The organism is Gemmatimonadota bacterium (assembly GCA_026702745.1).
GTDB lineage: Bacteria > JAAXHH01 > JAAXHH01 > JAAXHH01 > JAAXHH01 > JAAXHH01.
In genome coordinates, this window is record JAPPBT010000063.1 from 1 (window position 1) to 24,599 (window position 24,599).

19 protein-coding genes are annotated in these 24,599 nt (G+C 61.8%); 13 read left to right on the forward strand and 6 right to left on the reverse strand.

The window, feature by feature from the left end; translation table 11 throughout:
- On the forward strand, positions 1 to 298 hold a 298-nt coding region (gene rplQ, locus OXH56_09955; protein ID MCY3555630.1), incomplete at its 5' end, for a 50S ribosomal protein L17.
- 222 nt (positions 299 to 520) lie between these two features.
- Here rplQ and OXH56_09960 read toward each other — a convergent pair.
- Together OXH56_09960 and OXH56_09965 are read right to left on the reverse strand one after the other, a co-directional pair.
- Positions 521 to 1,885 (reverse strand): ammonium transporter, encoded by a 1,365-nt coding sequence (locus OXH56_09960; protein ID MCY3555631.1) that lies wholly within the window; start codon positions 1,883 to 1,885, stop codon positions 521 to 523.
- A gap of 175 nt (positions 1,886 to 2,060) precedes the next feature.
- Positions 2,061 to 2,696 (reverse strand): uracil-DNA glycosylase, encoded by a 636-nt coding sequence (locus tag OXH56_09965; GenBank protein ID MCY3555632.1) that lies wholly within the window; start codon positions 2,694 to 2,696, stop codon positions 2,061 to 2,063.
- 674 nt (positions 2,697 to 3,370) lie between these two features.
- On the opposite strand from OXH56_09965, the gene OXH56_09970 reads away from it, so the two are divergent.
- The 3 genes from OXH56_09970 (at position 3,371) to OXH56_09980 (ending at position 5,807) form a co-directional block, all read left to right on the forward strand.
- On the forward strand, positions 3,371 to 3,670 hold the full coding sequence (locus OXH56_09970) for a hypothetical protein (protein ID MCY3555633.1): 300 nt from the start codon (positions 3,371 to 3,373) through the stop codon (positions 3,668 to 3,670).
- Positions 3,658 to 4,710 (forward strand): hypothetical protein, encoded by a 1,053-nt coding sequence (locus tag OXH56_09975; protein MCY3555634.1) that lies wholly within the window; start codon positions 3,658 to 3,660, stop codon positions 4,708 to 4,710. Before OXH56_09970 ends, OXH56_09975 begins: the two co-directional genes overlap by 13 nt.
- Positions 4,711 to 5,351: 641 nt before the next feature.
- Positions 5,352 to 5,807, forward strand: a complete 456-nt coding sequence (locus OXH56_09980) for a hypothetical protein (protein ID MCY3555635.1) — start codon at positions 5,352 to 5,354, stop codon at positions 5,805 to 5,807.
- A 199-nt stretch (positions 5,808 to 6,006) separates the two neighbouring features.
- Here OXH56_09980 and OXH56_09985 read toward each other — a convergent pair whose 3' ends face one another.
- From OXH56_09985 to OXH56_09995, 3 genes are all read right to left on the reverse strand, one after another.
- Positions 6,007 to 7,101 carry a hypothetical protein gene (locus OXH56_09985; GenBank protein MCY3555636.1) on the reverse strand — a complete coding sequence of 365 codons (1,095 nt, stop codon included), beginning with the start codon at positions 7,099 to 7,101 and terminating at the stop codon, positions 6,007 to 6,009.
- 97 nt (positions 7,102 to 7,198) lie between these two features.
- Entirely contained in the window at positions 7,199 to 8,308 is a 1,110-nt protein-coding gene (gene mraY / locus OXH56_09990) for a phospho-N-acetylmuramoyl-pentapeptide-transferase (protein MCY3555637.1), read from the reverse strand.
- Between the two features lie 7 nt (positions 8,309 to 8,315).
- The gene (locus tag OXH56_09995) at positions 8,316 to 10,697 is read right to left on the reverse strand and encodes a glycosyltransferase (GenBank protein MCY3555638.1); all 2,382 of its coding nucleotides are present in this window, start codon (positions 10,695 to 10,697) and stop codon (positions 8,316 to 8,318) included.
- A 539-nt stretch (positions 10,698 to 11,236) separates the two neighbouring features.
- Between OXH56_09995 and OXH56_10000 the strand changes: the two genes are divergently transcribed.
- From OXH56_10000 to OXH56_10040, 9 genes are all read left to right on the forward strand, one after another.
- Complete coding sequence (locus tag OXH56_10000; GenBank protein ID MCY3555639.1) at positions 11,237 to 11,485, forward strand: DUF2191 domain-containing protein; 249 nt, start codon at positions 11,237 to 11,239, stop codon at positions 11,483 to 11,485.
- Positions 11,472 to 11,903 (forward strand): type II toxin-antitoxin system VapC family toxin, encoded by a 432-nt coding sequence (locus tag OXH56_10005; GenBank protein ID MCY3555640.1) that lies wholly within the window; start codon positions 11,472 to 11,474, stop codon positions 11,901 to 11,903. Before OXH56_10000 ends, OXH56_10005 begins: the two co-directional genes overlap by 14 nt.
- Before the next feature lie 18 nt (positions 11,904 to 11,921).
- Positions 11,922 to 12,341 carry a DUF1801 domain-containing protein gene (locus OXH56_10010; GenBank protein MCY3555641.1) on the forward strand — a complete coding sequence of 140 codons (420 nt, stop codon included), beginning with the start codon at positions 11,922 to 11,924 and terminating at the stop codon, positions 12,339 to 12,341.
- A 215-nt stretch (positions 12,342 to 12,556) separates the two neighbouring features.
- Complete coding sequence (locus OXH56_10015; protein MCY3555642.1) at positions 12,557 to 13,726, forward strand: hypothetical protein; 1,170 nt, start codon at positions 12,557 to 12,559, stop codon at positions 13,724 to 13,726.
- 110 nt (positions 13,727 to 13,836) lie between these two features.
- Positions 13,837 to 16,527, forward strand: coding sequence for a protein translocase subunit SecD (gene secD / locus OXH56_10020; GenBank protein ID MCY3555643.1), 2,691 nt, complete (start codon positions 13,837 to 13,839; stop codon positions 16,525 to 16,527).
- 37 nt (positions 16,528 to 16,564) lie between these two features.
- Entirely contained in the window at positions 16,565 to 18,640 is a 2,076-nt protein-coding gene (gene ligA / locus OXH56_10025; GenBank protein MCY3555644.1) for an NAD-dependent DNA ligase LigA, read from the forward strand.
- Positions 18,637 to 19,518 (forward strand): arginine deiminase family protein, encoded by an 882-nt coding sequence (locus OXH56_10030; protein ID MCY3555645.1) that lies wholly within the window; start codon positions 18,637 to 18,639, stop codon positions 19,516 to 19,518. Before ligA ends, OXH56_10030 begins: the two co-directional genes overlap by 4 nt.
- 68 nt (positions 19,519 to 19,586) lie before the next feature.
- Positions 19,587 to 20,612, forward strand: a complete 1,026-nt coding sequence (locus OXH56_10035; protein ID MCY3555646.1) for a Gfo/Idh/MocA family oxidoreductase — start codon at positions 19,587 to 19,589, stop codon at positions 20,610 to 20,612.
- A 1-nt stretch (position 20,613) separates the two neighbouring features.
- Positions 20,614 to 22,755, forward strand: a complete 2,142-nt coding sequence (locus OXH56_10040) for a thioredoxin domain-containing protein (GenBank protein MCY3555647.1) — start codon at positions 20,614 to 20,616, stop codon at positions 22,753 to 22,755.
- Here OXH56_10040 and OXH56_10045 read toward each other — a convergent pair.
- Positions 22,738 to 23,676, reverse strand: a complete 939-nt coding sequence (locus OXH56_10045; protein ID MCY3555648.1) for a tyrosine-type recombinase/integrase — start codon at positions 23,674 to 23,676, stop codon at positions 22,738 to 22,740. The two genes, OXH56_10040 and OXH56_10045, sit on opposite strands and share 18 nt — an antisense overlap.
- Positions 23,677 to 24,599: the final 923 nt, after the last annotated feature.

Here is a 24,599-nt window from a genome sequence, read left to right on the forward strand (position 1 = left end):
GCTCATCACCTTCGGGAAACGCAGAGACCTGCACGCCCGGCGGCAGGTGCTCCGGGTCATCCGCAACGAATCCGTGGTCGCGAAGCTGTTCGGTCCGCTGGCCGACCGCTACGCCGACCGGCCCGGTGGCTACACGCGCATCGTACGCGTCGGGCACCGGCAGGGCGACGCCGCCGATATGTCGATACTCGAATTGATCGACCGGGAGGGTCCGGCGGAGGACCAGGCCGAAGAGAAGGCCGAAGAGAAAGCCGAAGAAAACAAGGAAGAGACGACGGAGGAGGAAGAGACGGACTGACGGGCTCACAGCCTTGAATCATGCGCCTTGACCTGGTCCCGGGCCCGGCCTGCAAGAGCGGGTAGGGAGGTCGGCCGGCACGGGTCGGCACTCTGCGGCGTAAAGCTCTTTCCGAAATCGTTACAGATCATAGAACAGAAAAGGCGGCAACCCGGTGCGGTTGCCGCCTTTTTCGTTGTGGGACGCGAGACAACGCCGGCGCCAACGTCCGCGCGGCGTCGATTACTGGTCGTCGTCCTGTTCCTCGGGCATGAGCACGAACTCGGGATAAGCCTCGATGCCGAGTTCCGCCACGTCCTGCCCGAGCCGTTCGACCTGACTCGTCACCCGGACGGTCATGACCACGTCGATCAGCTTCCAGATCACCCAGGAGACCAGGAAGACGAAGGCGCCGATCGCGAGGATGCCGATCAGTTGAACACCGACGTTGCCGCCGCTCACGATGCACACCGCCAGCGTACCCCAGATGCCCGCGAAGAGGTGGGCCGGTACGGCGCCGACTACGTCGTCGATCTTCACCGATTCCAGCAGTTTCATGCCGACCGTGCAGATGACGCCGCCGATCGCCCCGATGATAATGGCCCAGTAGTGCTCGACCATGTCGGGACCCGCGGTGATGGAGACCAGGCCCGCGATGGCGCCGTTCAGGCAGGCGAACAGATCGGTGCGGCCGAAGACGGGCCGCGCGCAGAAGAGCGCCATGAGCGCGCCGGCCGCGGCGGCCAGGTTGGTATTGACCAGCACGTGGCTCATGGCCACGGCGTCCAGGGGGCTGCCCAGGGCCAGCTGCGAACCGCCGTTGAACCCGAACCACCCGAGCCAGAGGATGAAGACGCCCAGGGTCACCACCAGCACGTTGGAAGGCGGGGTGGGCTTGACCGAACCGTCCTTGCGGTACTTGCCGAGCCTGGGGCCGACGACGATCAGGCCGGCCAGGGCCGCCCAGCCGCCCGTGCTGTGAACGATGGTGGAGCCCGCGAAGTCTTTGAATCCCAGCTGGCTAAGCCATCCCTCGCCCCAGGTCCATGCGCCGACGATGGGGTAAATGACTCCGGTGAGTACGAGGACGAAGATAAAGAACGACCAGATCTTGACTCTTTCCGCCAGCGCGCCAGAGACGATGGACGCGGCCGTGGCAACGAAAACCATCTGGAAGAACCAGTCCGACATGGTGGAATAGCCCAGCGCGATCACTTCGGCGGCGGCGCTCTCCGTTCCGTTGATCAGGGCGATCTCGTCCGTCGTCGGACCGTAGCCGATCGAGAAGGATCCAATGTAGCTCCCCACGTCGACGTACATGAGATTGTAGCCGATCAAGTAGTAGGCGATCCCGGCGATGGAATAGAGACCGATGTTCTTCAGGCAGATCATGGAGGCGTTCTTGGTCCGCACGGAACCCGATTCCAGCATGGTGAATCCCGCGCACATCCACATCACCAGGGCGCCCCAGAGCATGAACGATATGGTGTTGAACACGAATTGGTCCGGCGCTTCGACGGCAACGCTTTCGTGCTCGGCCAGTGCGTATGCGGTCCCGGCGCCGCAAACCACGGCGGCCAGTACGGCCAGCAGTTTCAGTGCCGGCATACCGCGAGGCCGGCGTGTAACTAAGAATTCGTAGAATGCACTCATGGTGTAATCTCCCGGCTGACACCTATGATGGCGGGTGAAAAGATGATGAACGGCGATGTGGAATGGTCTTATCGAATGTCGAGATATTCTACAAGGATTAAACTGTTTCGTCAAGATAGATAAAACGCAATCACCTGAGACCGTAGTACGCTTCCATGCCGGCCAGAAACTCGGTCTGCCCCCCGTAACTGGGATGGCGCACTTTCACGACTTCTGCCGGTCCAGCAAACCTCCGCGCCGCCTTTTCCGCGTCGTTTCCAATGGCGATGATGGCCGACGGTTCCAGAAGCCGGACCAGTTGCTCGAGCAGGAACTGACCGGAGCGGCGTTCCACGGCGATATGCGATCGATTGCTGAAGGGAATGTCCGGCTGGTGGGGATGGAAGGGAAAGACGTTCCAGAGGAAGACCGGCGCCCCGATGCGGGACAAAATGTTCCACACGACACAGGCGGAGCGTTCCCAGACCACGGCGCCCCGCGTCGGACGCCGCAACGTCAGCCCCCACCTGAGGGCGTGTTCGTCCAGATGCTCGTCATCGGTGAAAGCCAGGCCTGTGCGCCGGCCGCCGCGGTAACTGTAGTCGCGGCCGATCCACAGGGCGTCCACGGACTGGCCGGCCGCGGATTCAAGCACGGACAGCAGGTTCGCGGACCGCCGTTCGGGGGCGTCCGCGCGGTCGTGAACGGGGCAGCGATCCGTGTACGGGTTGAATACATGGTCGAATTCGAGTTGCTGGAGGTATTTTACGAACGATGAGGGGGTCATGGTGACAGAGGTTATTCCGCTATTTCAATTTAAAGAATAAAGAAAGCCGTTATTCCATTTTAGGCCGTAAATTAGAATAACGGCCATTGATTCGAAGGTCAAATCATCAGAAATCGTACTTTATTCCGGTGACGATGGGTTGGTTCCGCTGTTCAACCCGCCTGAACCGAGCTCAATAAGGCTCCCTGCGTTCATTATGGGTGATGCACACGCCCGATGAACCGGGGAGCTTTTTTATTCGCCTCGTTTTACCCTCACCTGACGTACTCCTCCCTGGTTCATATCACAGCACGAAATTCCGCGTAGCGTCCTATTTCATCGGCTTCAAGCGAGTAGTCAGCCAGCCACTTGCTAATGCTCGGTCTATTCATATTTAAGACGAAAGAACCCAATATCGGCCTGTAATCTGAACAGTCTTGAAGTCAGTAATTCGCAGTCTTGAGTCTGGCAATTTAGTCAACCGATCCATTCGCGGGAAAGGAGGCGATATAGGTCAGTTTCATATCTTCGTCATTCCTTTTTGCAGTGTTTCAAAAATCGGGAGAACACAATGCATTACCTCATAATTGCTGTATTGGCCTTCGGTTTGTCCCTGATGGGATGCGAAGGTAAGACAGGTCCGGCGGGTCCGAGCGGCCCATCGGGTCCGGCAGGTCCGGCAGGTCCGGCAGGCCATGATGGCCATGATGGCGCTCAGGGTCCGGCAGGTCCGGCAGGCGCTGATGGCGCTCAGGGTCCGGCAGGTCCGGCAGGCGCTGATGGCGCTCAGGGTCCGGCAGGTCCGGCAGGCGCTGATGGCGCTCAGGGTCCGGCAGGTCCGGCAGGCGCTGATGGCGCTCAGGGTCCGGCAGGTCCGGCAGGCGCTGATGGCGCTGACGGTGAGCAAGGTCCGGCTGGCCCGGCTGGCCCGATGGGTCCGGCAGGCCCGCCAGGTACTGACGCTCCGGATCCAGGGGCAGCAGTGCATCATTTAGCAATTGCTGCAGTTAAGGCAGGCGCTGACGATCCAGATGATGAAGACTATAAGTCGTATGGAATCGATGATGATGGGAAGATGGCAATCCTCCGGTTGGAGGAGGAAAAAACAGTTCACGTGGTTGCTCGCGCTCAAAACGGCACCGTGGTTGAAGATGTCATGTTTGAATGGGAAGAGGGAGACGATAGAGATACTGTCAATCTCGATCCCAGTGATGACACCATGTCAGCCGATGTCGAGGCCGCGGAAGAGGGAAAGACCACGCTCAGAGTTACCGCGGTTGGTCACGCAGTAGCGGCTGACATCAACATCACAGTGACCAAGGTAGCGAAGACGATCACTTTGATGGAAGGTGATGACGAGTTTGAAGTTGCTAATTCGTATGCCCCGAAAGATACGATTATGTTAGTAGCTTCTGCGGATGTGGCGATGCGGGCTGGAAGTGATTTCGGTTGGAATTCTGACGATTCCTCTGTCAAAGTGGAAGCGAATAAGGGGACCAACCCTTACAAGGCCATGGCCACAGTAACGACCGAATCGCGTGGCGGTGCTACCATCACCGTGTCATACGAGGGCGTAAAGAAAACGATCGACATTAACGTCATCGGCAAGGAGACTGGCGCAGAAAACGATCGTACCTTGACGCGCCAAGGCCCGGCATCGACAGAATTTAAGTACTCGCGGGCTGCCGGGGAGCAGTCTTGGGGTCCTGCTGCAGGTATAGTGTTCCAAGTTGTGTTAAGAGCAGGTGACGGCACACGGCTTAGTGGACAGACGATAACTGCAACACTCACAAGTCCCGATAGCTCCGATCATGAGCCTGCAGGTGTTGCTGTGTCCGGTGGCGGCTCAGATGGTTCGGAAGCATCTACGGATAGTAATGGTATAGCTACCATAACCGTAGCAGTTCCCACCACGAGCATCACCAACGATTCCGACGCTTTAGATGGAACAGTCACGCACACCGTGACAGTTAGTGCGATCGGCGTGTTGGAGCCGGTGGAGTTGAACATTACCACTGTTGTCGTGGAGGAGTAGTAACAAGGAATTCGGGATAATCCGGGCCCGTAGCCAGGGTGCTGGTAGAGTCCTGTGAAGGGTGAGTGGTCATGCCTGCCAAGGTTGTGGCCACTCACCAAGTTCAAGGGTGGCTCCCGGCATTATCCTGACAGGACAGTGTGACATGACAACACCCCGGACACACTCGTCCTGGCATTAGTATCAAGTCACCTTAGAACACCTTCCCGTTCGCCCTGAGTAGGAGCCACTGACCACTGAAAAGGGCGATCGGTCCCGCAAAAAAGGAAAGCCCCGTTGCATCTACGGGGCTTTTCTGTATTCAACGATTTCGACAGCCACCCAGATGATGTGTCATTGCAGTCCGCGCCCTGGGTGCAGGAGGCTTTACCATGAGACACGCACTATCCAGATGGTGTTACTATTTGATTCTGCCCCTATTCGTTGCTTTCGCCGGCTGCGAGGGGCCGGTGGGACCGCCAGGACCCACTGGGCCGGCAGGACCGGCGGGACCGGCAGGTTCCACTGGCCCGCAGGGCGTAGCAGGCCCTACGGGGCCCGAAGGCCCGGCTGGATCCGAAGGCCCGGCAGGGCCGCAGGGTGAACCAGGACCTCAGGGACCGACGGGACCGCCCGGCCCAGGGGAAGACGAAAGTGATCCGGTGGACGCAACACCTACCCTTGATGGCCGTTGGCAGTATGACAGCAACAACTTCGTCGACGTGATTGTAGCCAACCTGCAAAGCCTGCTGGGACCTGAAACAGCCGCACAGGTGGTCGCGGGGATCCAGAACGAATTGGTAACGGCGCGGTTCGAACTGCACGAAGACGGCCGTTACTCGAACATAGAGGGTCGGACCGGAACGTGGAGCACAACCGAAGACGCAGCCGACAGCAACGTTAACATAATCACACTGGCCATCGAGGATGATCCACCCTTGACGATGGGTTACCTGGTGACCGAAGACCTGCTAACGCTGATTATTTCGCTCGAAATGGTCAAGGCGGCCATTAGTGGTAACGCGAGTCTGCTTGCGATCGCCGACGCGATGCTGCAGGGTCTGGACGATCTGCGGTTACATTACATGCGGCTTCCGCCATCGGACCAGGCAACGTAGTTGCAAGGTTCTTCATTCTGGATTTAACGACGTATGGGTAGGATTGCTCCGCCTGCTCGGACGGTTTCATAACCCGGTGGCTGGTTTTAGCACCGGGTTACTTTTTGTGGAGAATACGTCAATTGACAGACGGTGTACAACTTACACCGGGCGCTATCTGAACAAACTTAGTTGGTCAAAGAAGTGGCAGCTCTTTGGCTCAGTTCACCCGGCGGCGACGGTTCTTCACGTAGTCCACGAGGATGTATTCACCCAGGCTGTCGAGGGAGGAGTAGTAGGCCCGGCCGTGGTTCATCTCCGTGAGTTTCTCGACGAAACCGACCAGGTAGGGGTCCTGGGTGACCATGAAGGTGCTGATGGTGATCTTCTCGCGGCGGCAGGTCATGGCCTCGTCGAGGGTCCGGTTCACGATCCGGGGGTCCAGCCCGAAGGAATTCAGGTAGAGGCGGCCGTTCCGGTCGTAGATGGCCGAGGGCTTGCCATCGGTGATCATGAAGATCTGCTTGTTGACGTTGCGGGTCCGCCGCAGGATGTTCCGGGCCATGAGCAGGCCGGCCTTGGTATTCGTGTGGTAGGGGCCGACCGAAACGAAGGGCAGGTCCTCGATCTTCACCTGCTTCGCGTCGTCGCCGAACAGGACCAGGTGGAGTTCGTCCTTCGGGTACTTGCGGATGATGAGTTCCGCCAGGGCCATGGCCACGCGCTTGGCCGGGGATATGCGGTCTTCGCCGTACAGGATCATGCTGTGGCTGATGTCCAGGAGCATGACCGTGGCGCAGGACGTGGTGTGCTCGACCTCGTAGACTTCGAAGTCGTCCTCGTGCAGGTCCAGGTCGAATCCGGACCGGCGGATCGCGTTGCCGATGGTAGAGGTGAAATCGACGTTCGACGCCTGGTCTCCGTACCGGTAGGGCCGCGTCTCGCTCAGCCGCTCCACGCCCTCCCCTTCGAAGGGCGTCTCGTGGCCGCCGCCCAGCCCCTTCTTCAGGCTGCTGTAGACGAACCGGAGCGAGTCCTCCCGGATGCGCCGACCGCCTTTTTCGGTGAGGGAGAAAGCGTCTTTGTCCTGCTTCACGTAGCCCCGCTTCTCGAGCTCCTTGACGAAGGCCTCGTAAGACATCTCATCGTCGAAGATGCCCTGCCGCTGGTCGATATAGCGCATCCACTTCAGGGCTTCCTCCACGTCGCCGCTCGTGTGGATGAGGATCTGGCTCAGCAGGCCCAGGAGCTGTTCGAGGCGGTCCTCGGCGTCATCGACCCGCGGTATCCATTTGGTGTACTGTATGCCGATCACTTAAGGTCACTGCCTTTCCGATGCGTCCACTGCCCGTCTGTCGCGCACGGTCATTGCGCCTGCCCCCTGCGCCATTCATCGCGCGCGACCACCGCGCCTATCTGATCTTCAGGGTCGACAGGCCGATGATCGCCAGGATGCCCGCGATGATCCAGAACCGGATCACGACCTTGGTCTCGGCCAGGCCCCGGTACTGGAAGGCGTGGTGGAGCGGCGCCATGTAGAAGATGCGCCGGCCGAGCCACTTGATCCCGATCTTCTCCTGGACCAGGACCGAGAAGGCCATGGCCACGAAGATGCCGCCGGTGATGACGAAGAGGAACTCCTGCTTGAGCAGTACGGCGAGCGTGCCGACGATACCGCCCAGCGGCAGGGCGCCCACGTCGCCCATGAAGACCTGGGCGGGATAGGCGTTGTACCAGAGAAACCCCATGCAGGCGCCGAAGACTCCGGCGCAGATCACCGTCAGCTCGCCGCTGCCCGGCAGGAAGGTGAACTGCAGGTAGCCCGAGTAGATGGCGTTTCCGATGACGTAGGCGAACACCCCGTACACGACCACCGTGAACGAGACCGGCACGATGGACAGTCCGTCCAGGCCGTCGGCGAAATTCACCGCGTTGGCGATGGCCACGATGACGAAGGCGATGAAGGGCAGGTACCACCAGCCCAGGTCGAGGACGGGGTCCTTGACGAATGGGAGATAGAGTTCGGAGGCGATTTCGGCTGACACGGGCGACAGGCCGGGCAGCAGGAAAACCAGCCCGAATCCGAGACCGAAGACCGCCTGGAAGAAGAGCTTGGTCGCCTGGGACAGTCCGCGGTCGCTGTCACGGTGCCTGATCTTCCGGTAGTCGTCGATGAACCCGAACAGGGAGAACCAGATCAGGGCGCAGAGGAAAACCAGGGTGAAGCGGTTGAAAAGGTCGCTCCAGAGCAGCACGCTGGCGAAGATGGCCGCGACAATCAGCAGGCCGCCCATGAGCGGCGTGCCGGCCTTCGAGGCGGAGGATATCGCGCCGTGCGCCCGGGGATTGTCCCGCACGTGGTTCACGTACAGCAACCTGATGATGCGCTGGCCGAAGAGCAGCGTGATCCCGAACCCCGTCAGCGCCGCGCAGATCGCGCGGAAGCTCAGGTACTGGAAGAGGCGCAGAAACGAGAGCGCATCGACGGTATCGAAGAGATAGGTGACGAGGTGATAGATCATGGGGCGCTTATCGGGTTTCCTGCTGATTGTGTATCATGCCGATCAGCCGGTTCATCGTCCGCTTGATCGGAAAGTCCGGTTCGAAGTGGTTCGACGTGACCAGGATATCGTCGAGCTCTTCGCGCAGTCCGTCCAGATCGACGATCATCTTCCGCCCGACCAGGTCGGCCAGGGCATCAATGACGGCCTGGCGCACCTTCCCGTTGGGATCCTGGTAGAACGGCCTGAGCCATTCCGCGACGGCGCCGTCGCCCATCCTGCCCAGGGCGCGTATGGCGGCGGACCGGATCTCGAAGGACGATTCCCGCAAAAGGCCGCGTAGTCCGTTCAGCGCCTCCGCGTCCCTTTCTCCATCAGCGTCCACCGTTTCCGCACCGTGGGCGAGATCGGCGAAGGCCCGGGCCGCGGCCGACCGCACTTCGTAATAGGGGTCCGCCAGCAGGTCCAGCAGCACGGCGCGCACCGGTGCATCGTACACGCCAAGCCGGGCGATCGCCGTTACGGCGTTGCGGCGGATGAAGCCGACCTGCCGGTAATCGCCGCCGAGCAGGCGCTGGAAGAAGGGCGCCGGCGTCCGGTCGCGCAGCAGCGCGAGGAGGAAGGGCAGGCGGTCGCGGTATCCGAGCAGGCCGGCCAGCTTTACGCCCTCGTTCCGGATGGGCCACCGCTCGTCCTTGAGGAATCCGTCGACCTGGTACTTCAGGTAGTCCTCGCCCACGGAATCGATGAACGCCTCGTCGCGTCCTTTCGCGAAACGCCGGACCAGCGCAAAGGGGGAAAGGGCGGATGCCGGCGGACCGTCTTGGCCGCCCTGGACGCCTGGGTCGTCCGATTTGGTATCTCCGGCGGCGCCGAGGTCGTTGGGTTCGGCCGTCCCGACCGGTTCGGCCGGTTCGGTCGCGCCCGGGTCGGCCGTCCCACCTGTTTCGGTATCTCCGGCGGCGCCGAGGTCGTCGGTTCTTCCGTTGGAACGAGCGTGGTCCGATGGCCGGTCCGGGTGATCCGGGTTAGCCGGGCTGCCCGGGCTGTCCGGGCTGTCCGAGCGGTCCGGGCGGTCCGGGCGGTCAAGGTGGACCAGGCTGGCCGCGAGCATCTGGTCCAACTGGTCGACGATCCGGTCCAGCCCGCCCCGGTCGAAGGTCTCTCGGGCCCGGCCGCTCATGGTGGCGTGCTCGGCCGGGTCGTCCAGGATTTCAAGGACCAGGCGGCCCAGACGCTCCCCGTCTACTGCGCCGATGGTCTGGCCGTCCTCCACCGTAATCGATTCGTATACGACGCGGGCCGCGCCCCTCGATTCGAGTGTCCTGGCGTTCACGGCCTGGTGGTCGCCGGGTGCGTAGGGCAGCGGCACCAGGATGGAGGGGATCCCGCAGATGCCGATCTCGGTGACGACGCCGGCGCTGGCCCTGCCGATGACCAGGTCGCTGGCAGCGTAAAGCTTTTCGATATCGTGCGAGTAGTCTGACTGGTGGTATCTCGACAGGAGTTCACCGGCGAGGCCGATCCGTTCCAGGCGGTTCCGGGAGTCCGCTTCGGCGTCGTAATCCGGGCTTCGTGTCTGGCCGATGACGTGGATGACGTGGATGTCCGGCCGGGCAAGCAGCCTGGGCAGCGCATCGATCACGGCCCGGTTGATGGACCGGGCACCCGAAGAAGCGCCGAAGGCGAATACGACCCTGGCGTCGTCCGGCAGACCTTGCGAGGCCCGCGCGGCGTCCCGGGAAACGGCGCCGATCTCCCGCCGCACCGGGTAGCCCGCCCACGTCGTCTTTTCCGGAGGGAAATAACGCAGCGACGCTTCGAAGGAAACCCCTATGCGGTCCGCGATGCGGCCGGCGAGCCGGTTGACCTTGCCGGGCACGACGTTCTGCTCGTGGACGAAACACCGACGAGCGCCCGAGAGACGGAGCGATTTCAGGATCCAGTGGGCCAGGAGGACCGGACTGCTGGCGTAGCCGCCCGTGGCAACGATCATTCGGGGCCGGTGTCTCGACAGGTGGAACAGGCTCTGGAGGACGCCGAATCCGGTGCTGATCGCGAAGCGCAGAAGCGCGAGCGGCCGCCTGCCCGACGGCAGGCCGCGGGCGTGGACAAGGTGGATCGGATAGCCCCGCTTCGGTACGAGGGAGGCTTCCATTCTGCCCCGCGCGCCGACGTACACGATGCGGGCATCGGGGTTCCGTGCCCGTACTTCGTCGGCGATGGCCAACCCGGGATAGACGTGGCCGCCCGTCCCGCCTCCGGTGAACAGGTAGGTCAGCGGACGCGAATCGATTTCCGTCTTTGGCGCAGCTGCTGTAACCTCCGCCTTCCAGGATGCCGAATTGACCTCCTGCGCCGCCTCATCCGGTGGTCGTTCCGCATCCTGTTTCGAGGTGATCTGGGACATGGGCGGGGATTCCGCTATCGGAAACGCTGGCACGCTGGAGAGACGCGACGACCTTTACCAATGGACGTTGGTTGGTCGCTTCGGTTCCGGAATGCGTACGTTAAGCATCGAGGTTACTGCCACGACACAAAGCGCCAGAGGCCGCTTTTTGCGCCAGAGACCGCTTTATGTGGGGTACAGGGGAATGTAGGGGAATGCGGGGTACTGTCAAGCCGTAATGTGACTACATCAGGCCGTCCTGGCAGCGGGGTCTTTCCTGTCGTGACATGCATCTGAACAACGACGAATCGATGGATTGAGCGGATCAGCTTTAATGGTATGCATTTCGTTTTACGAGGTTATGCTCTCTGCTTTTGACTATTCAATTGAAGGACATGACCCAATCTACCGGATACTCGATGGCAGACGAGGTCCGTGGATACTTGAAACTTGATGTTTTAAGCAGCACAATACCATGCCAGCAACCGTCCGGGAAACGGTATATAGTGGATCGCAGATTTAGATTGACATAAATATGATAATTAGATATGTTTTTATGTATGCGTACCACGATTCATATCGACGACAGCCTGTTTGCAGAACTGAAGGGCATTGCGGCACGTACCGGCAGGACGCTGACCGCCGTCATCCACGACACGCTCCTTGACGCGCTGTCGCGGCGTCGCAACAGGGAACGGTCAGCCATTGATCTGCCGGTGTTCAAAGGTACCGGGGTCATGCCCGGCGTGGACCTTAACGACTCGGCCGCTCTGCTCGATCTCATGGAAGACGATCATGGTCCTTCCTGACGTGAATGTGCTCGTTGCGGCGTACCGCGAGGACGCATCGGAACACGTTTCCTGCCGGAGGTGGATCGTAGACGTGCTCGAAGGAGACGAGGCCTATGCGCTGTCCGATCTTGTTATGAGCGGCTTCCTGCGAATCGTCACCCATCCCCGCGTCTTCAAACTGCCGAGTTCCGTATCCGACGCATTGAATTTTACGCGCGTGATCCGGAGTCAGTCCCACTGTGTCCCGCTGCAACCCGGTCCAAGGCACTGGGAGATCTTCGAACGGCTGTGCCTGGGCGCTCAGACCCGGGGTAACCTGGTCCCCGACGCCTACCCGGCCGCCCTCGCAATCGAGTCCGGCAGCGAATGGATCACGCTCGACAGGGATTACAGTCGTTTCGAGGGGCTCAGGTGGAGTCGTCCACCGACCGTATAATCCACGGAGCCAGATACCATGTCCGAACTCAAGACCCGACCCACTGACGCGAGCGTTGTAGCATTCATAGACGCGGTGGACCATCCGCGCAGGCGCGAAGACGCGCGTACACTACTGGAACTCATGCAACGGGTAACGGGCGAAGAACCCGTGATGTGGGGACCGTCGATCGTGGGGTACGGAAGCTACCACTACCGGTACGCGAGCGGACAGGAAGCCGACTGGCCCGTCGTAGGGTTCTCGCCGCGCAAACAGAACCTGTCGATTTACATCATGACCGGGTTCGAAGCGTCTGACGAGTTGCTTTCCCGTCTGGGCAAGTACAAGACCGGCAAGTCCTGCCTGTACATCAACAAGCTGGCCGACGTGGACATGGATGTGCTGGAAACCCTGGTGCGCGCGTCGGTCGCGGAAATGAAACGACGGTATCCGGGCTGACCGCAAAAACGATCCGTAATTCCGGTCGCGCCTCCCGTTCAGGGCGGGTTTCGCCGCTAACATGCTGCGTAATGACGGCACGATTAAGTTCGATGCAACGACCGAGTGTACTTGACAAATTTTGGTTTTGGGGTTATAATTGTGGATGATCTGAAATCTATATATGCCGTGAATCAAGGTGATTCATCGGTGAAACTCTTAAACGGAGGAATCCAATGCGAGGTATATTCGTACTGCTGACCATGGCCTTTGTCATGGGATGCGCAACCGAACCTGCGACCTTCGAGGAACTCGTGGATCGGTTGAACGAGACAGAGCAGGAAATCCGCGCCAAGCAGGAAGAGATCCAGACGACGATAGCGACATTCAACGAATCGAATCCCGAACGGCAGGTCGATGCGGAATCGTTGACCAATATGGCGCTGAATCCTGACCACGAAGCCGTATTGAACGAAATGCTGGCCGGCGAGGAGGACGTTTCGTACCGCGGTCTCGTGCAGGAAATCATCGATACCCGTGGCGAAGTCGCGGACCTGCAGCAGCAGATGCAGGATCTTCGAGACGATTTGCCGGCGCCCTATACGGTTGAGCGCGGCGACTCCCACATCCAGGTCGCTCTGCAGTACCTCATGGAGAATCACGGCCTATCGACCGCCGAAGCCCGCGACGTGGTTGAGCAGACCGCGCTGGTGGAGGACCTGAACGTCGGCAACCAGATCTGGATGCTCTACACGGACGGCATCCTCGGCACCTACGTGACGCAGGGCACCTCGGACATGTCGCCGGGTCGCGCGCAACGTATCGCCAGGGCGCGCATCAACCGCACCATCGAGACGCTGACCGACGAGCGCGACGCGGCCCAGGCCCGGGCGGCTTTCATCGCCGATTCGCTGGGCCAGGTCAAGGACATGCTCGAAGAGCGGATCGTTTTCCTGCGCAGCGAGGAAGAGCGCCTCAATGGACAGGTCGCGATGCTGACCGACGCCCGCGACGAAGCGCTGGCACAACGGGACATGGAGGAACAGGCGAAGCTGGCGGCCGAGATGAAGCTGAACTCCATTTTCTTCGCGGTGAACACCATGGACCACTGGAAAGACTCGATGGTCATCAAGGATCCTTTCTTCGGCGGCCCCCGCGTGGAATCGCTCTCCGGCGTGGATTTTTCCCAGTCCCAGGACCTTCGTGAAGGCACGGTACTCACGATCGAACGCTCGGCCTTCCCGTCGCTGGACAGTATCAAGAAGGTGGACGTATTCCCACGCACCTTCAGGGATGGCCAGGACTATGTCGTCGCATTCCACCCCTCGGGCGACCGGGTATCCATCGAACTGCTCGTGCCGGATAACTTCGCCGGCCAGAACGTGCTTTTCGCCCTGAGAGACTAACGACCAGATTCCCATCGAACAATTTGAACCATCATATACGCAACGCAGGAACGAAGGCGGGTGGCAGGCAGTCAGGCAACCCGCCTTCGTCTGCTTAGGAGCCGGGTTGCATGCAGTGGAAACAGGTACGTATCGTTCTTATTCTCGTTGTAATCTTCACCGCGCTTTGGTACGTCTATCCTTCCGTAAGAACATCTGACTACTGGCAATATTCCCCCGTTCAGACCGCCCTTACCCCGGAACAGATCGAAGCGATCGATTCGGATCCGCTGCTGACCGAAGCGGACCGGGCGCAGCTCAAGAATCTGAACCTGACCAAGGCCGAACGCGACCTGCTTCAGGACCAGTCCATCCGCCAGGGTCTCGACCTGCAGGGCGGCGTGCACATCAAGCTCGAGGTGGACAAGTCCAACCTGCCGGAGGAGGAAGCCATAGACGTCGTGGAACGGGCGATGCAGGTCATCTCGAACCGCGTCAACGAATTCGGCGTCACCGAACCGATCATCCAGCAGGAAGGCGAAGACCGCATCATCGTCGAGCTGCCGGGGCTCAGAGACATCGACCGGGCTATGACGCTGATCAACCAGACCGCCCAGCTGGAGTTCAGGCTGCTGCGCGAAGGCAGCGAGCTTCGTTCGGTCGTTGAGCGCATCGACGCCCTGCTGGCGGCCCGCGACACCACGAGCGTCCCTGCGGATACGAGCGGCCTGATTCCCGAAGCGGCCGTCACGGCGGAACGCAACCCCTTTCTGTCGTTGATCGACCTCTCCGACAACGAGATCATCGTACCGGCGAGCAATACCGCCCGCGTAGACGAAATCCTGGCCCAGCCCCAGGTGCAGAGCTTCATTCCGGCCGGCGCGGAGATCCGGGCCGGCGTGGTGCGGACGACGGCCAGCGGGCAGCGCGTCCGATCCTACTACTACATGAACGCCCAGCCGGAACTGACCGGCGCCGTACTGGCGGACGCCTTCCCGCAGACCGGTTCGGGCTCCGATATCGGCAGCATGGGGGTGGCGTCGGTGGGCTTCACGACCACGGACGACGGCGCCAGGACTTTCTCCCGCGTTACGGGGAACAACATCGGCCGGCGCCTGGCGATCGTGCTGGACGGCCGGGTGTTCTCCGCGCCGGTCATCCAGGGACGCATACCCAACGGCCGGGGTGAGATCACCGGCATCAACTCGCTGGAGGAGGCCAGGGACCTATCCATCGTATTGCGCGCAGGCGCCCTGCCCGCGCCCATGGAAATCATCAGCAAGTACGTCGTGGGGCCGTCCCTGGGCGAGGACGCCATCAACTCCGGCAAGTGGGCATCGATCCTGGGCCTCATCGCCGTCATGATCTTCATGGCGGTGTATTACCGGACGGCCGGCTTTATCGCCAATTTCGCCCTGATCCTGAACCTGCTCTTCCTGCTGGCCGTCCTCGGCGCCTTCCAGGCGACGCTGACGCTGCCGGGCATCGCGGGGATCATCCTGACCATGGGCATGTCGGTGGACGCCAACATCCTCATCTTCGAACGGATCAAGGAAGAGCTCAGGGCCGGAGGGAAGACGATCCGGCAGTCCGTGGACAGCGGCTACGGGAACGCGCTCCGCACCATCGTGGACGCCAATATCACCACCCTGATCACCGCTTTCGCCCTGTACGAGTTCGGGACCGGTCCCATCAAGGGATTCGCCGTGACGCTGGGGTTCGGCATCCTGATCAGCATGTTCACGGCCATCTTCATCACGCGGTCCCTCTTCGACGCGCTTATCGACCGGTGGCAGCTCGTCCAGGTCAGCATCGGCCGGACCGACCCCTTCGGGCGCCTGTTCTTCGGATTCATGCGGTTCGGCAAAGCGGCCTTCGTCATCACCTGGTGCGTGATCGTGGTCGGCCTGGGGACCATCGTCATGCGCGGCGGGGTGAACTGGGGCGTGGACTTTCAGAGCGGGTCGCTGATCGAGATGCGGTTCGACCCACCGGTGCCGGTACAGGACATTCGCGGCGCGCTGGGTGACGCCAACATCGAAAACCAGGCCGTCGACCTGAGCCAGAGCGAGATCAAGGTGATCGGCGAGGAGGGCAACATCCTGATCCGGGCGGCCGACAGCGACTGGAACGAGCAGCAGATCGCATCCTCAGTCAAGACGACGCTCCGGGAACAGTTCCCCGAGAACCTCAGCGGCAGTGAAGACGACTGGCTGCGGCAGGAATACAACGTCAGCCCGAAGATCGGCAAAGAGCTCACGGTCGACGCCATGGGCGCCGTGGGGGCCTCTATCATCGGCATCGTCCTCTACATCACCATCCGGTTCCGGCAGGTCAACGGGTTCCGGTTCGGGATCGGGACGATCGTCGCGCTGATCCATGACGTGCTCATCGTGCTGGCCATGCTCACCCTCGTGGGCGAGGAGCTCACCATGGCGGTCGTGGCGGCCCTGCTGACCGTCGTGGGGTATTCGACGAACGACACCATCGTGGTCTACGACCGCATCAGGGAAAGCCTGGGCCGGACCCGGACGGAAGGGTTTTCGGGCGTAGTGGACCGCAGCATCAACGAATGCCTGAACCGGACCATGATGACGTCGCTCACCGTCCTGCTGGTCCTGGTCTTCCTGCTGGCCGGAAGCACGTCGACCAACTGGGGATTCGCCCTGGCGCTGACTTTCGGCGTCATCACCGGTACCTATTCCTCGATTTTCATCGCCAGTCCCATCGTGGTCTGGTGGCAGAACTGGATAGCGAAGAAGCGCGAGGAAATCCGACGCGCCAGAAAGTCATCGCGGTCGAGCGTCGCCCGCACCGGTTAGCGTATCCTGGCGCCGGTTAGCGTAACCCGCGGAACCCATGTCGCCTGCCGAACGTATTGAAGTCCTGCGCCGGGAGATCCGGTCGCACGATCACCGGTACTTCGTACTCGCCGACCCGGTCATCGGCGATACCGAATACGACATGCTGGTGAAGGAACTGCAGGACCTGGAATCGGCCCACCCCGACCTGATCACCCCCGACTCGCCCACCCGGCGCGTCGGGGGGTCGCCCTCCTCGATCTTTCCCGTCGTCCGGCACCCCGTGCCCATGCTCTCCATCGGGAACACGTACAACGATGAGGAGATCCGGGACTTCGACCGCCGCATCCGCGACCTGCTGGGTCCGGAGCGGGAATACGCCTACGCGGTCGAACTGAAGATCGACGGCGTGGCCGTGAGTCTGCGCTACGAGAACGGAGTGCTGGCCCTGGGCGCCACGCGGGGAGACGGCGAGCAGGGCGACGACATCACGGCGAACCTGCGGACCATCCGGTCCATCCCCCTGCGCATTGCCGAAGAAGAAACCTTGCTCAACAATATCGAGGTGCGGGGCGAAGTGTATCTCCCCCACGACGGGTTCGAGGCGCTGAACGCCGCCCGCGCGGAACAGGAGGAGCCGCTCTTCGCGAACCCCCGCAACGCCACGGCGGGCTCGCTGAAACTCCGCGATCCCCACGGCGTCGCCGAGCGGCCCCTGAGGGTGTTCCTCTACACGCTGCGTTTCGAGGACGAGTCCAGCGCGCTCGCGGCACGGCCCGACCTGGACAGCCACTTCCAGCGGCTGCAATGGCTGGCCGGCCAGGGGTTTCCGACCAACCGGGAAGCCCGGCGTTTCGGGGCCATAGACGAGGTGATCGGTTTCTGCCATGACTGGGAGGAACGGCGGACCGAACTATCCTACGATATCGACGGCATGGTCATCAAGGTGGATTCCACCACACTCCACGGCGAACTCGGCGCTACGATGAAGAGTCCGCGCTGGGCCATCGCCAGCAAGTTCGCCGCACAACGGGCCAGGACGCGCCTTACGGACATCCGGCTGCAGGTCGGCCGCACCGGCGTGGTGACCCCGGTGGCCGAACTCGAACCGGTCTTCCTGGCCGGATCGACGATCAGCAGGGCCACGCTCCACAACGAGGAAGAGATCCACCGCAAGGACCTGCGCGTCGGCGACACCGTGTGGATTGAAAAAGGCGGGGACGTTATCCCCAAGGTGGTTTCGGTCGTCCCGGACGAGCGGGAAGAGGGAGCAACGCCCTTCAAGATGCCGACAGCCTGTCCGGTGTGCGGAACCGCGCTCGTACGGGTGGGCGAAGAGGTGGCGTTGCGTTGCGGGAACGCGGCCTGTCCGGCCCAGACGCAGGCGCGGGTCACCCATTTCACCGGACGGAACGCCATGGACATCGAAGGGTTCGGTCCGGCGGTCACCGAGCAAATCCTGGGGAACGGCCTGATCGGGGACGTGGGCGACATCTACCGACTGACCCGCGAGCAGCTCGGGACGCTGGAACGCATGGGCGAGAAATCCGCCGGTAACCTGCTGGGGGGCATCGAGGCCAGCAAGGACCGCCCACTGGACCGCCTGCTTTTCAGCCTGGGCATCCCCCACGTGGGAGAGCGGGCCGCCCGGCAGATCGCCGCGCACTTCCGCGCCATCGACGCCATCAGGGCGGCGTCGGAAGAGGACATGGTCGCCGTACCGGAGATCGGTCCGAAGATCGCCGAAAGCATCGTCTCTTTCTTCCGGAACGAACGGAACCTCGAGATCGTCGCGAAACTGAAAGACGCCGGCCTCCGTATGGAACTGGAAGCGCCGGGCGACGGTGAGGAAGGCGGCGCGGCACACGGTGCGGAAAGTAGCGCGGATACCCAGGCGCTGGCGGACAAGATCGTCGTCATCACGGGCACGTTGTCGAACTACACGAGGGATGAAATGGCCGGGCGGATCGAAGCCGCGGGCGGGCGGGTGACGTCCAGCGTGAGCAAGAAGACGGACTACCTGGTTGCCGGCGAAAATGCTGGTTCCAAGCTGAAGAAAGCCCAGTCCCTCGGCGTCGAAATCCTGAACGAAGAAGAAACCGAAGCCCTCATCTCAGGGGAACGATCCCCATGAATGCCTACGGATGCCAGACCATGGTGCGCCCGTTGAAGCGGGTGCTGGTCATGCGCCCGGAGCAAGCCTACGAAAGCCAGGAACGGATCGACGCGCAGTGGCGTTCCCTGGATTACCTGGCCAGGCCGGATTATGGCCGCGCGGTGGACGAACATCGGCAGTTCACCGCCCTGCTCGAAGGGGCGGGCGCCGAAGTGGCGTGCCTGCCGGCCGACGTCCGAACGGGCCTGGACGCCATGTATACCCATGATCCCGTGGCCTCGGTGACCGACCAGGGCGTGATCCTGGGACGCATGGGCAAGGACGCCCGCATGGAAGAGCCGGACGCCCAGGAGGACTGGTACGCCGGGGCGGGCATCCCCGTGGCGGGGCGCATCGAACCGCCCGGTAGCGTCGAAGGCGGCGACGTGGTCTGGCTGAAGGACGACCTGGTCGTCATCGGGCTGACCTACCGCACGAACGGCGACGGGATCCGCCAGTTCCAGGAACTGCTTCAGCCGCGGGGCATTGACGTGGTGGCCGTCCCCATGGTCCACTGGGACGGTCCGGGCGCGGTGCTGCACCTCATGTCCGTCATCAGCCTGCTGGATACGGACCTCGCGGTCGTCTACGAACGGCTGCTGCCCATCCCGTTCCGGGAGATGCTGGTCGCCCTGGGTATCGGCCTGGTGGCGGTGCCGGACGAGGAGTACGACAGTCTCGGCTGCAACGTGCTGGCCGTCGGACCCCGCCACGTCATCGTGCGAAGCGGCAATCCGGTTACGGTGGACCGCATGCGGAAGGCCGGATGCCGGGTCGAGGAGTTCAACGGCGATCACATCTGCTACGCGGGCAGCGGCGGGCCGACCTGCCTGACGCGTCCGATTCTGCGGGCGTGATGCGTCCCGTGCGCCTGGCGTGACCCATCCCGGGGCGGTCATGACGCCACCCCCACAGGAACCCACCCATGAACGAGTACCGGGCAGGCTTCATCGGTTGCGGCGGCATTGCCACCGCCCACGCGGACGGATACCGCCACGTGGAAAACGCCGAGATCGAACTGATCGCGGGTTCGGACATACATCCGGAAGGGGAGAAAGCGCAGCGCCTTGCCCGGGAACACGGCATTCGGCTGTACGCGGACCATCGCGAAATGCTGGAGCGGGAGCGACTCGACCTGGTGAGCGTGTGCACCTGGCCCCGCGGACACTGCGAAGCCACGATCGCGGCGGCGGAAAACGGCGCGAAGGGCATCCTTTGCGAGAAACCCATGGCCGTCTCCCTGGACGAGGCCGACCGGATGATCAAGGCCTGCGAGAAAGCCGGCGCCGCCCTCGCCATCGGCCACGCCCACCGTTTTTCGCCCCAGGCCGTCCAGGCGCGCGCATGGGTCCAGGCCGGGGAAATCGGGGAGGTCGCCATGATCTGGGGCCACTGCACCCTCGACCTGATGAACAACGGCACCCACGTCATCGACCTGATCAGCTACCTGAACGGCGACAGCCCGCCCCGCTGGGTCATGGGCCAGATCGACCGCCGCAGCCGGATCGAAGGCCGGCGCAACCATCCGGACATGCCGGCCGAAGACATGGCGATCGGTCGGGTTGGGTACGAAAACGGCGTCGTGGGCTTCATCGAACTGGGCGAACGGGCGAGCCAGTCTTTCTCCTTCCGGATCGTCGGCTCCGACGGCATCATCGAAGTGAACAGCCCCGACGGACCGCGGCTTAAAATGCTGTCCAGCTACCGTTCGGACGGATGGCACGTGCCGCGACTGGAAGACACTTATTCGAATATCTGCAGCGAGTTGGAGGAACTGGTCTCCGCCGTCGAAGGCCGCGCCACCCACCGCTGCGAGGCGAAAATCGCCCGCGCAGCCCTGGAGATCATCATGGGCATCTTCGAATCCTCCGCACGGCGTCGCGTCCTGGATTTCCCCATTGACGCCGGCGATTTCGTCCTGGAACGCATGGCCAGGGAAGGCATGGTGTAAATTGAACACAGCGCACGACAACGAACAGCAGGAAGAACAGCAAGGCGAGCGGCAGGCCGGACAGCAGCACGAGCAGCAGGCCAACCGCCTGGTCCTCGAGACCAGCCCCTACCTCAGGCAGCACGCCCACAATCCCGTGGACTGGTATCCCTGGGGCGAAGAGGCCCTGGAAAAATCCCGGTCGGAGGACAAGCCCCTGATGCTGTCCATCGGATACTCCGCGTGCCACTGGTGCCACGTCATGGCCCACGAATCCTTCGAGAACGATGAAACGGCGGAGATCATGAACCGGCTCTTTGTCAACGTCAAGGTGGACCGGGAGGAAAGGCCCGACCTTGACGAGATCTACATGAACGCCGTCACCGCCATGACGGGCAGCGGCGGCTGGCCGATGACCGTCTTCCTCACGCCCGACCTGAAACCCTTCTACGGGGGCACCTACTTCCCCCCTGACGACCGGTACGGCCGGCCCGGGTTTCCCCGCATCCTGCAGGCCGTGGCCCAATTCTACCGGGAGCGCCGCTCCGACGCCGAGGAACAGGGCGAAAAGCTGAAATCGCGCCTCGTCGAGTTGGCCGGGTTCACCTCGAGCAACGAGACCCTGGATCCGGGGCTGCTCGACAAGGCCTATACCGGGATCGCCGCATCCTATGACGCCACCAACGGCGGTTTCGGTACGCAGCCCAAGTTCCCACCGTCCATGACGCTGTCCTTCCTGCTGCGCGAGCACTTGAGGTCCGGGCGGCAATCGGCCCTCGACATGGCCGTCCATTCCCTGTCGAAAATGGGCAACGGCGGCATCTACGACCACCTGGCCGGCGGATTCCACCGCTATTCCGTCGACGCGAAATGGCTGATCCCCCACTTCGAGAAGATGCTCTACGACAACGCGCTGCTCCTGCGGACCTATACCGAGGCCTTCCAGGCCACCGGAGAACCCCTGTTCCGCAAAGTCGTCTCGGAGACGGCGTCCTACGTGATCCGCGAGATGCTGCAGCCCGGTGGCGGCTTCTACGCGACGCAGGACGCGGACAGCGAGGGCGAGGAAGGCCGGTTCTTCGTGTGGACGCCGGAGGAGATCAAGGCGGTCCTGGGGGATGAGAAAGGCCGCCTGTTCGCCCGGTACTACGGCGTGGAAGAAGGAGGTAACTTCGAGCACGGGACCAGCGTCCTGCACGTGGACGTCGAACTGGAGCCGCTGGCCGCCCACCTGCAAGTAGCGCCGGACGAACTGCGGGCGATCGTGTCGGAAGGACGCCGGACCCTATTCGATCATCGCGAGAAACGCGTGCACCCCGGACGGGACGAGAAGATCATGACGGACTGGAACGGACTGATGACCGGCAGCCTGGCCCGCGCGAGCCGCGTCTTCGGCGAACCGGCCTGGCTCGACGCGGCGGCGGGTTCGATGGGGTTCGTTTTGGAGGCGCTGCACGAAGACGGCCGGCTCATGCATACGTTCAAGGACGGCCGCGCGCGGTTCAACGGCTACCTGGACGACTACGCCTTCACGGTCTCCGCGCTCCTCGACCTTTACGAGGCGACCTTCGACCCGGCCTGGTTCGCCCATGCCGAAGCGCTCATGGATACGACGATCGAACGGTTCTGGGATCCTGAGGACGGTGGGTTCTACTTCACCAGCGACGACCACGAGACGCTCATCGTCCGGTCCAAGAACCCCTACGACAACGCCATCCCCTCGGGCAACGCGGTGAGCGTGCAGAACCTGCTCCGGCTGGCCGCATTCACCGGTAGAAACGAGTACCGGGACCGGGCCGGGCAGACCCTGTCGCTCTTCACGGATTACATGGGCGCGGCGCCCGGCGGCTTCGGCCAGTTGCTGTGTGGACTCTCCTGGTATCTCGACCGGCCCGTGGAGATCGCCCTGATCGGCGCCAGGGAAGACGACGCCACGCGGGCCATGCTGGACCTGATCGACGGCACGTTCCTGCCGAACAAGGTCGTGGCCTTTCACGATCCGTCCGAGGACGACGGCCGTGCCGGGGAGCTTATCCCGCTCCTCGAAGGCCGGCCGCAGATCGACGGCGCGACCACGGCCTACGTCTGCGAGCAGTTCGTGTGCCAGCAGCCTGTTACTACCGTGGAGGGGCTGGCCGAACTGCTATCAGTCAATCCCCAGTAGCCGGGCTACGGCGCCCTTGCCGGCGGCTTGCTCGCGGGTGTAGTGCGCGGGCATCTGGCTGTCGGTCCAGCGTCCGGCGGTCTGCAGTTCCACCAGGGTAGCGCCGCGCTGCGCGAGTTCCTGGGCGGTTCCGATGCGAAGGCTGTGCCCACTCACGCCCTTGATGCCGACCAGTTCCGCAGCGGCCTTGATGGCCAGCCGGGCGCCGTCCACCGTCAGCCGGGTATCGCTCATCCGGTCGCCCTTCAACATCCGGCGAAAAAGTGGCCCTTCCGTATAGCCGGCTTTCTGCTGCAACTCCTCGATCGCGTCGACGGTCCGGGCGGTCAGAAAGAGGCTGGCGCCCTTCCCCTCCTGGTCGGTCTTGCTTTGAAGCAACAGGGGCCGCCCGCTCCCGTCGAACTCGGTGGTGATGTGTTCGCAGTCGATGGCGACGGCTTCTCCGATCCTCAACAGGGCATCGCTCATTACACGAAACAGCGCGGCGTCACGCAGTCCGGCCAGGGTGTCGGTGGCGACGGCATTCTGTACCATGATCTTGACCGTCTCACGGGTCAATCCCGTTACCTGGCCACGGCCCCGGTTTCGACCTTCGCGGCGGATACCGGCCAGCGTCCGGCTCGTCAGCGGCCCGACGCTTGACGGGCGTCGATCCAGCTTTTCCCAGAAACGAACGGCCTGCACCACGACTGTAACGGAGGCCGGCGCAAGCCCCCGGGTATACAGGTGCGCCAGGTAGCCGGCCAGCGTAGTGTCGGTCAATGGCTGCCCATCCAGGTATTCGAACAACTTGCGCAAAGCGTCGCCGTACGCCTTCGCCGTGTTTGGCGCGATGCTGGCTTCCAGTAGTCGCGCGACATCGACGGACGATCGATCGGCCCTGTTTTCGAGGGTATGTTGTAAGGAGATGTTTTGTTGCATCGTACTGTCTCAATATAAGAATTCCGACACACTCCCATGGGGGAGAGATCGCTGTTTTCCTTAACTCGGACGAGACAGGGAAGATCCAGTACCTAACTCCTGCCTCAACCTGAAATGTTTGTTTTTGTGATATAAATGGAGTGGTTCAACTCATTTCGGATGGCTGGGTTCGTAGGATCGATCCCGGTGCCGAAGGGCCAGGACGGCTTCCCCCAGGAACGGAGTCGATAGGGTGAAGCGGTTGAATGCAGAGCATGTCAGCCATTCGCGCCAGTCTCCATACTGCCGTTTCGTTGTCTTTTTCGATGGTAAAGTACCCATGGTTTCGGGGATTGGTCAACTACTAAGTGATGGTTTATGTTTTTTTTGTGATTTTACTCCGTATATATATGATTAGATTGAGCTATAAGTCAAGAAAAAACTTCTTTTTTTTCATTTTGTGTGCGTTCCCTGCCTGAATCATACCCCGTTAAAATCCGGCAATAAGATACAGATTGTCGGTCCGCCACCTTCATTTTCAACACTCCTGACGCACTCTATCCTGCCTGACATATCCTAATACTTCCCGACATAAAAGGCCCTGGCTGTCGTAGTCGTCGTCCAGCCTGTCGAACCTGATCCTGCCTTACTAATCTCTCCTACCTGACATACCTGATCCTGCCCGCACTTCCAATACATACCTGTTACAACGAATTATGCCCAATCATGTACCATCACAAAACGATGCGTGAGATCCAATTGCAAGCGGAAAATCAGGCGAGATAGCCAGCCGCTTCCTGACGCTCGGTCTATTCATATTTATGGGGAAAAGTCAGCAAGTCAGGCCCGAAATCCGAGCAGTCTTGAGTCTGTAATCAGTCGATTAGTCAACCGATCCATTCGCGGGAAAGGAGGCGATATAGGTCAGTCTGGGATTTCGTCAT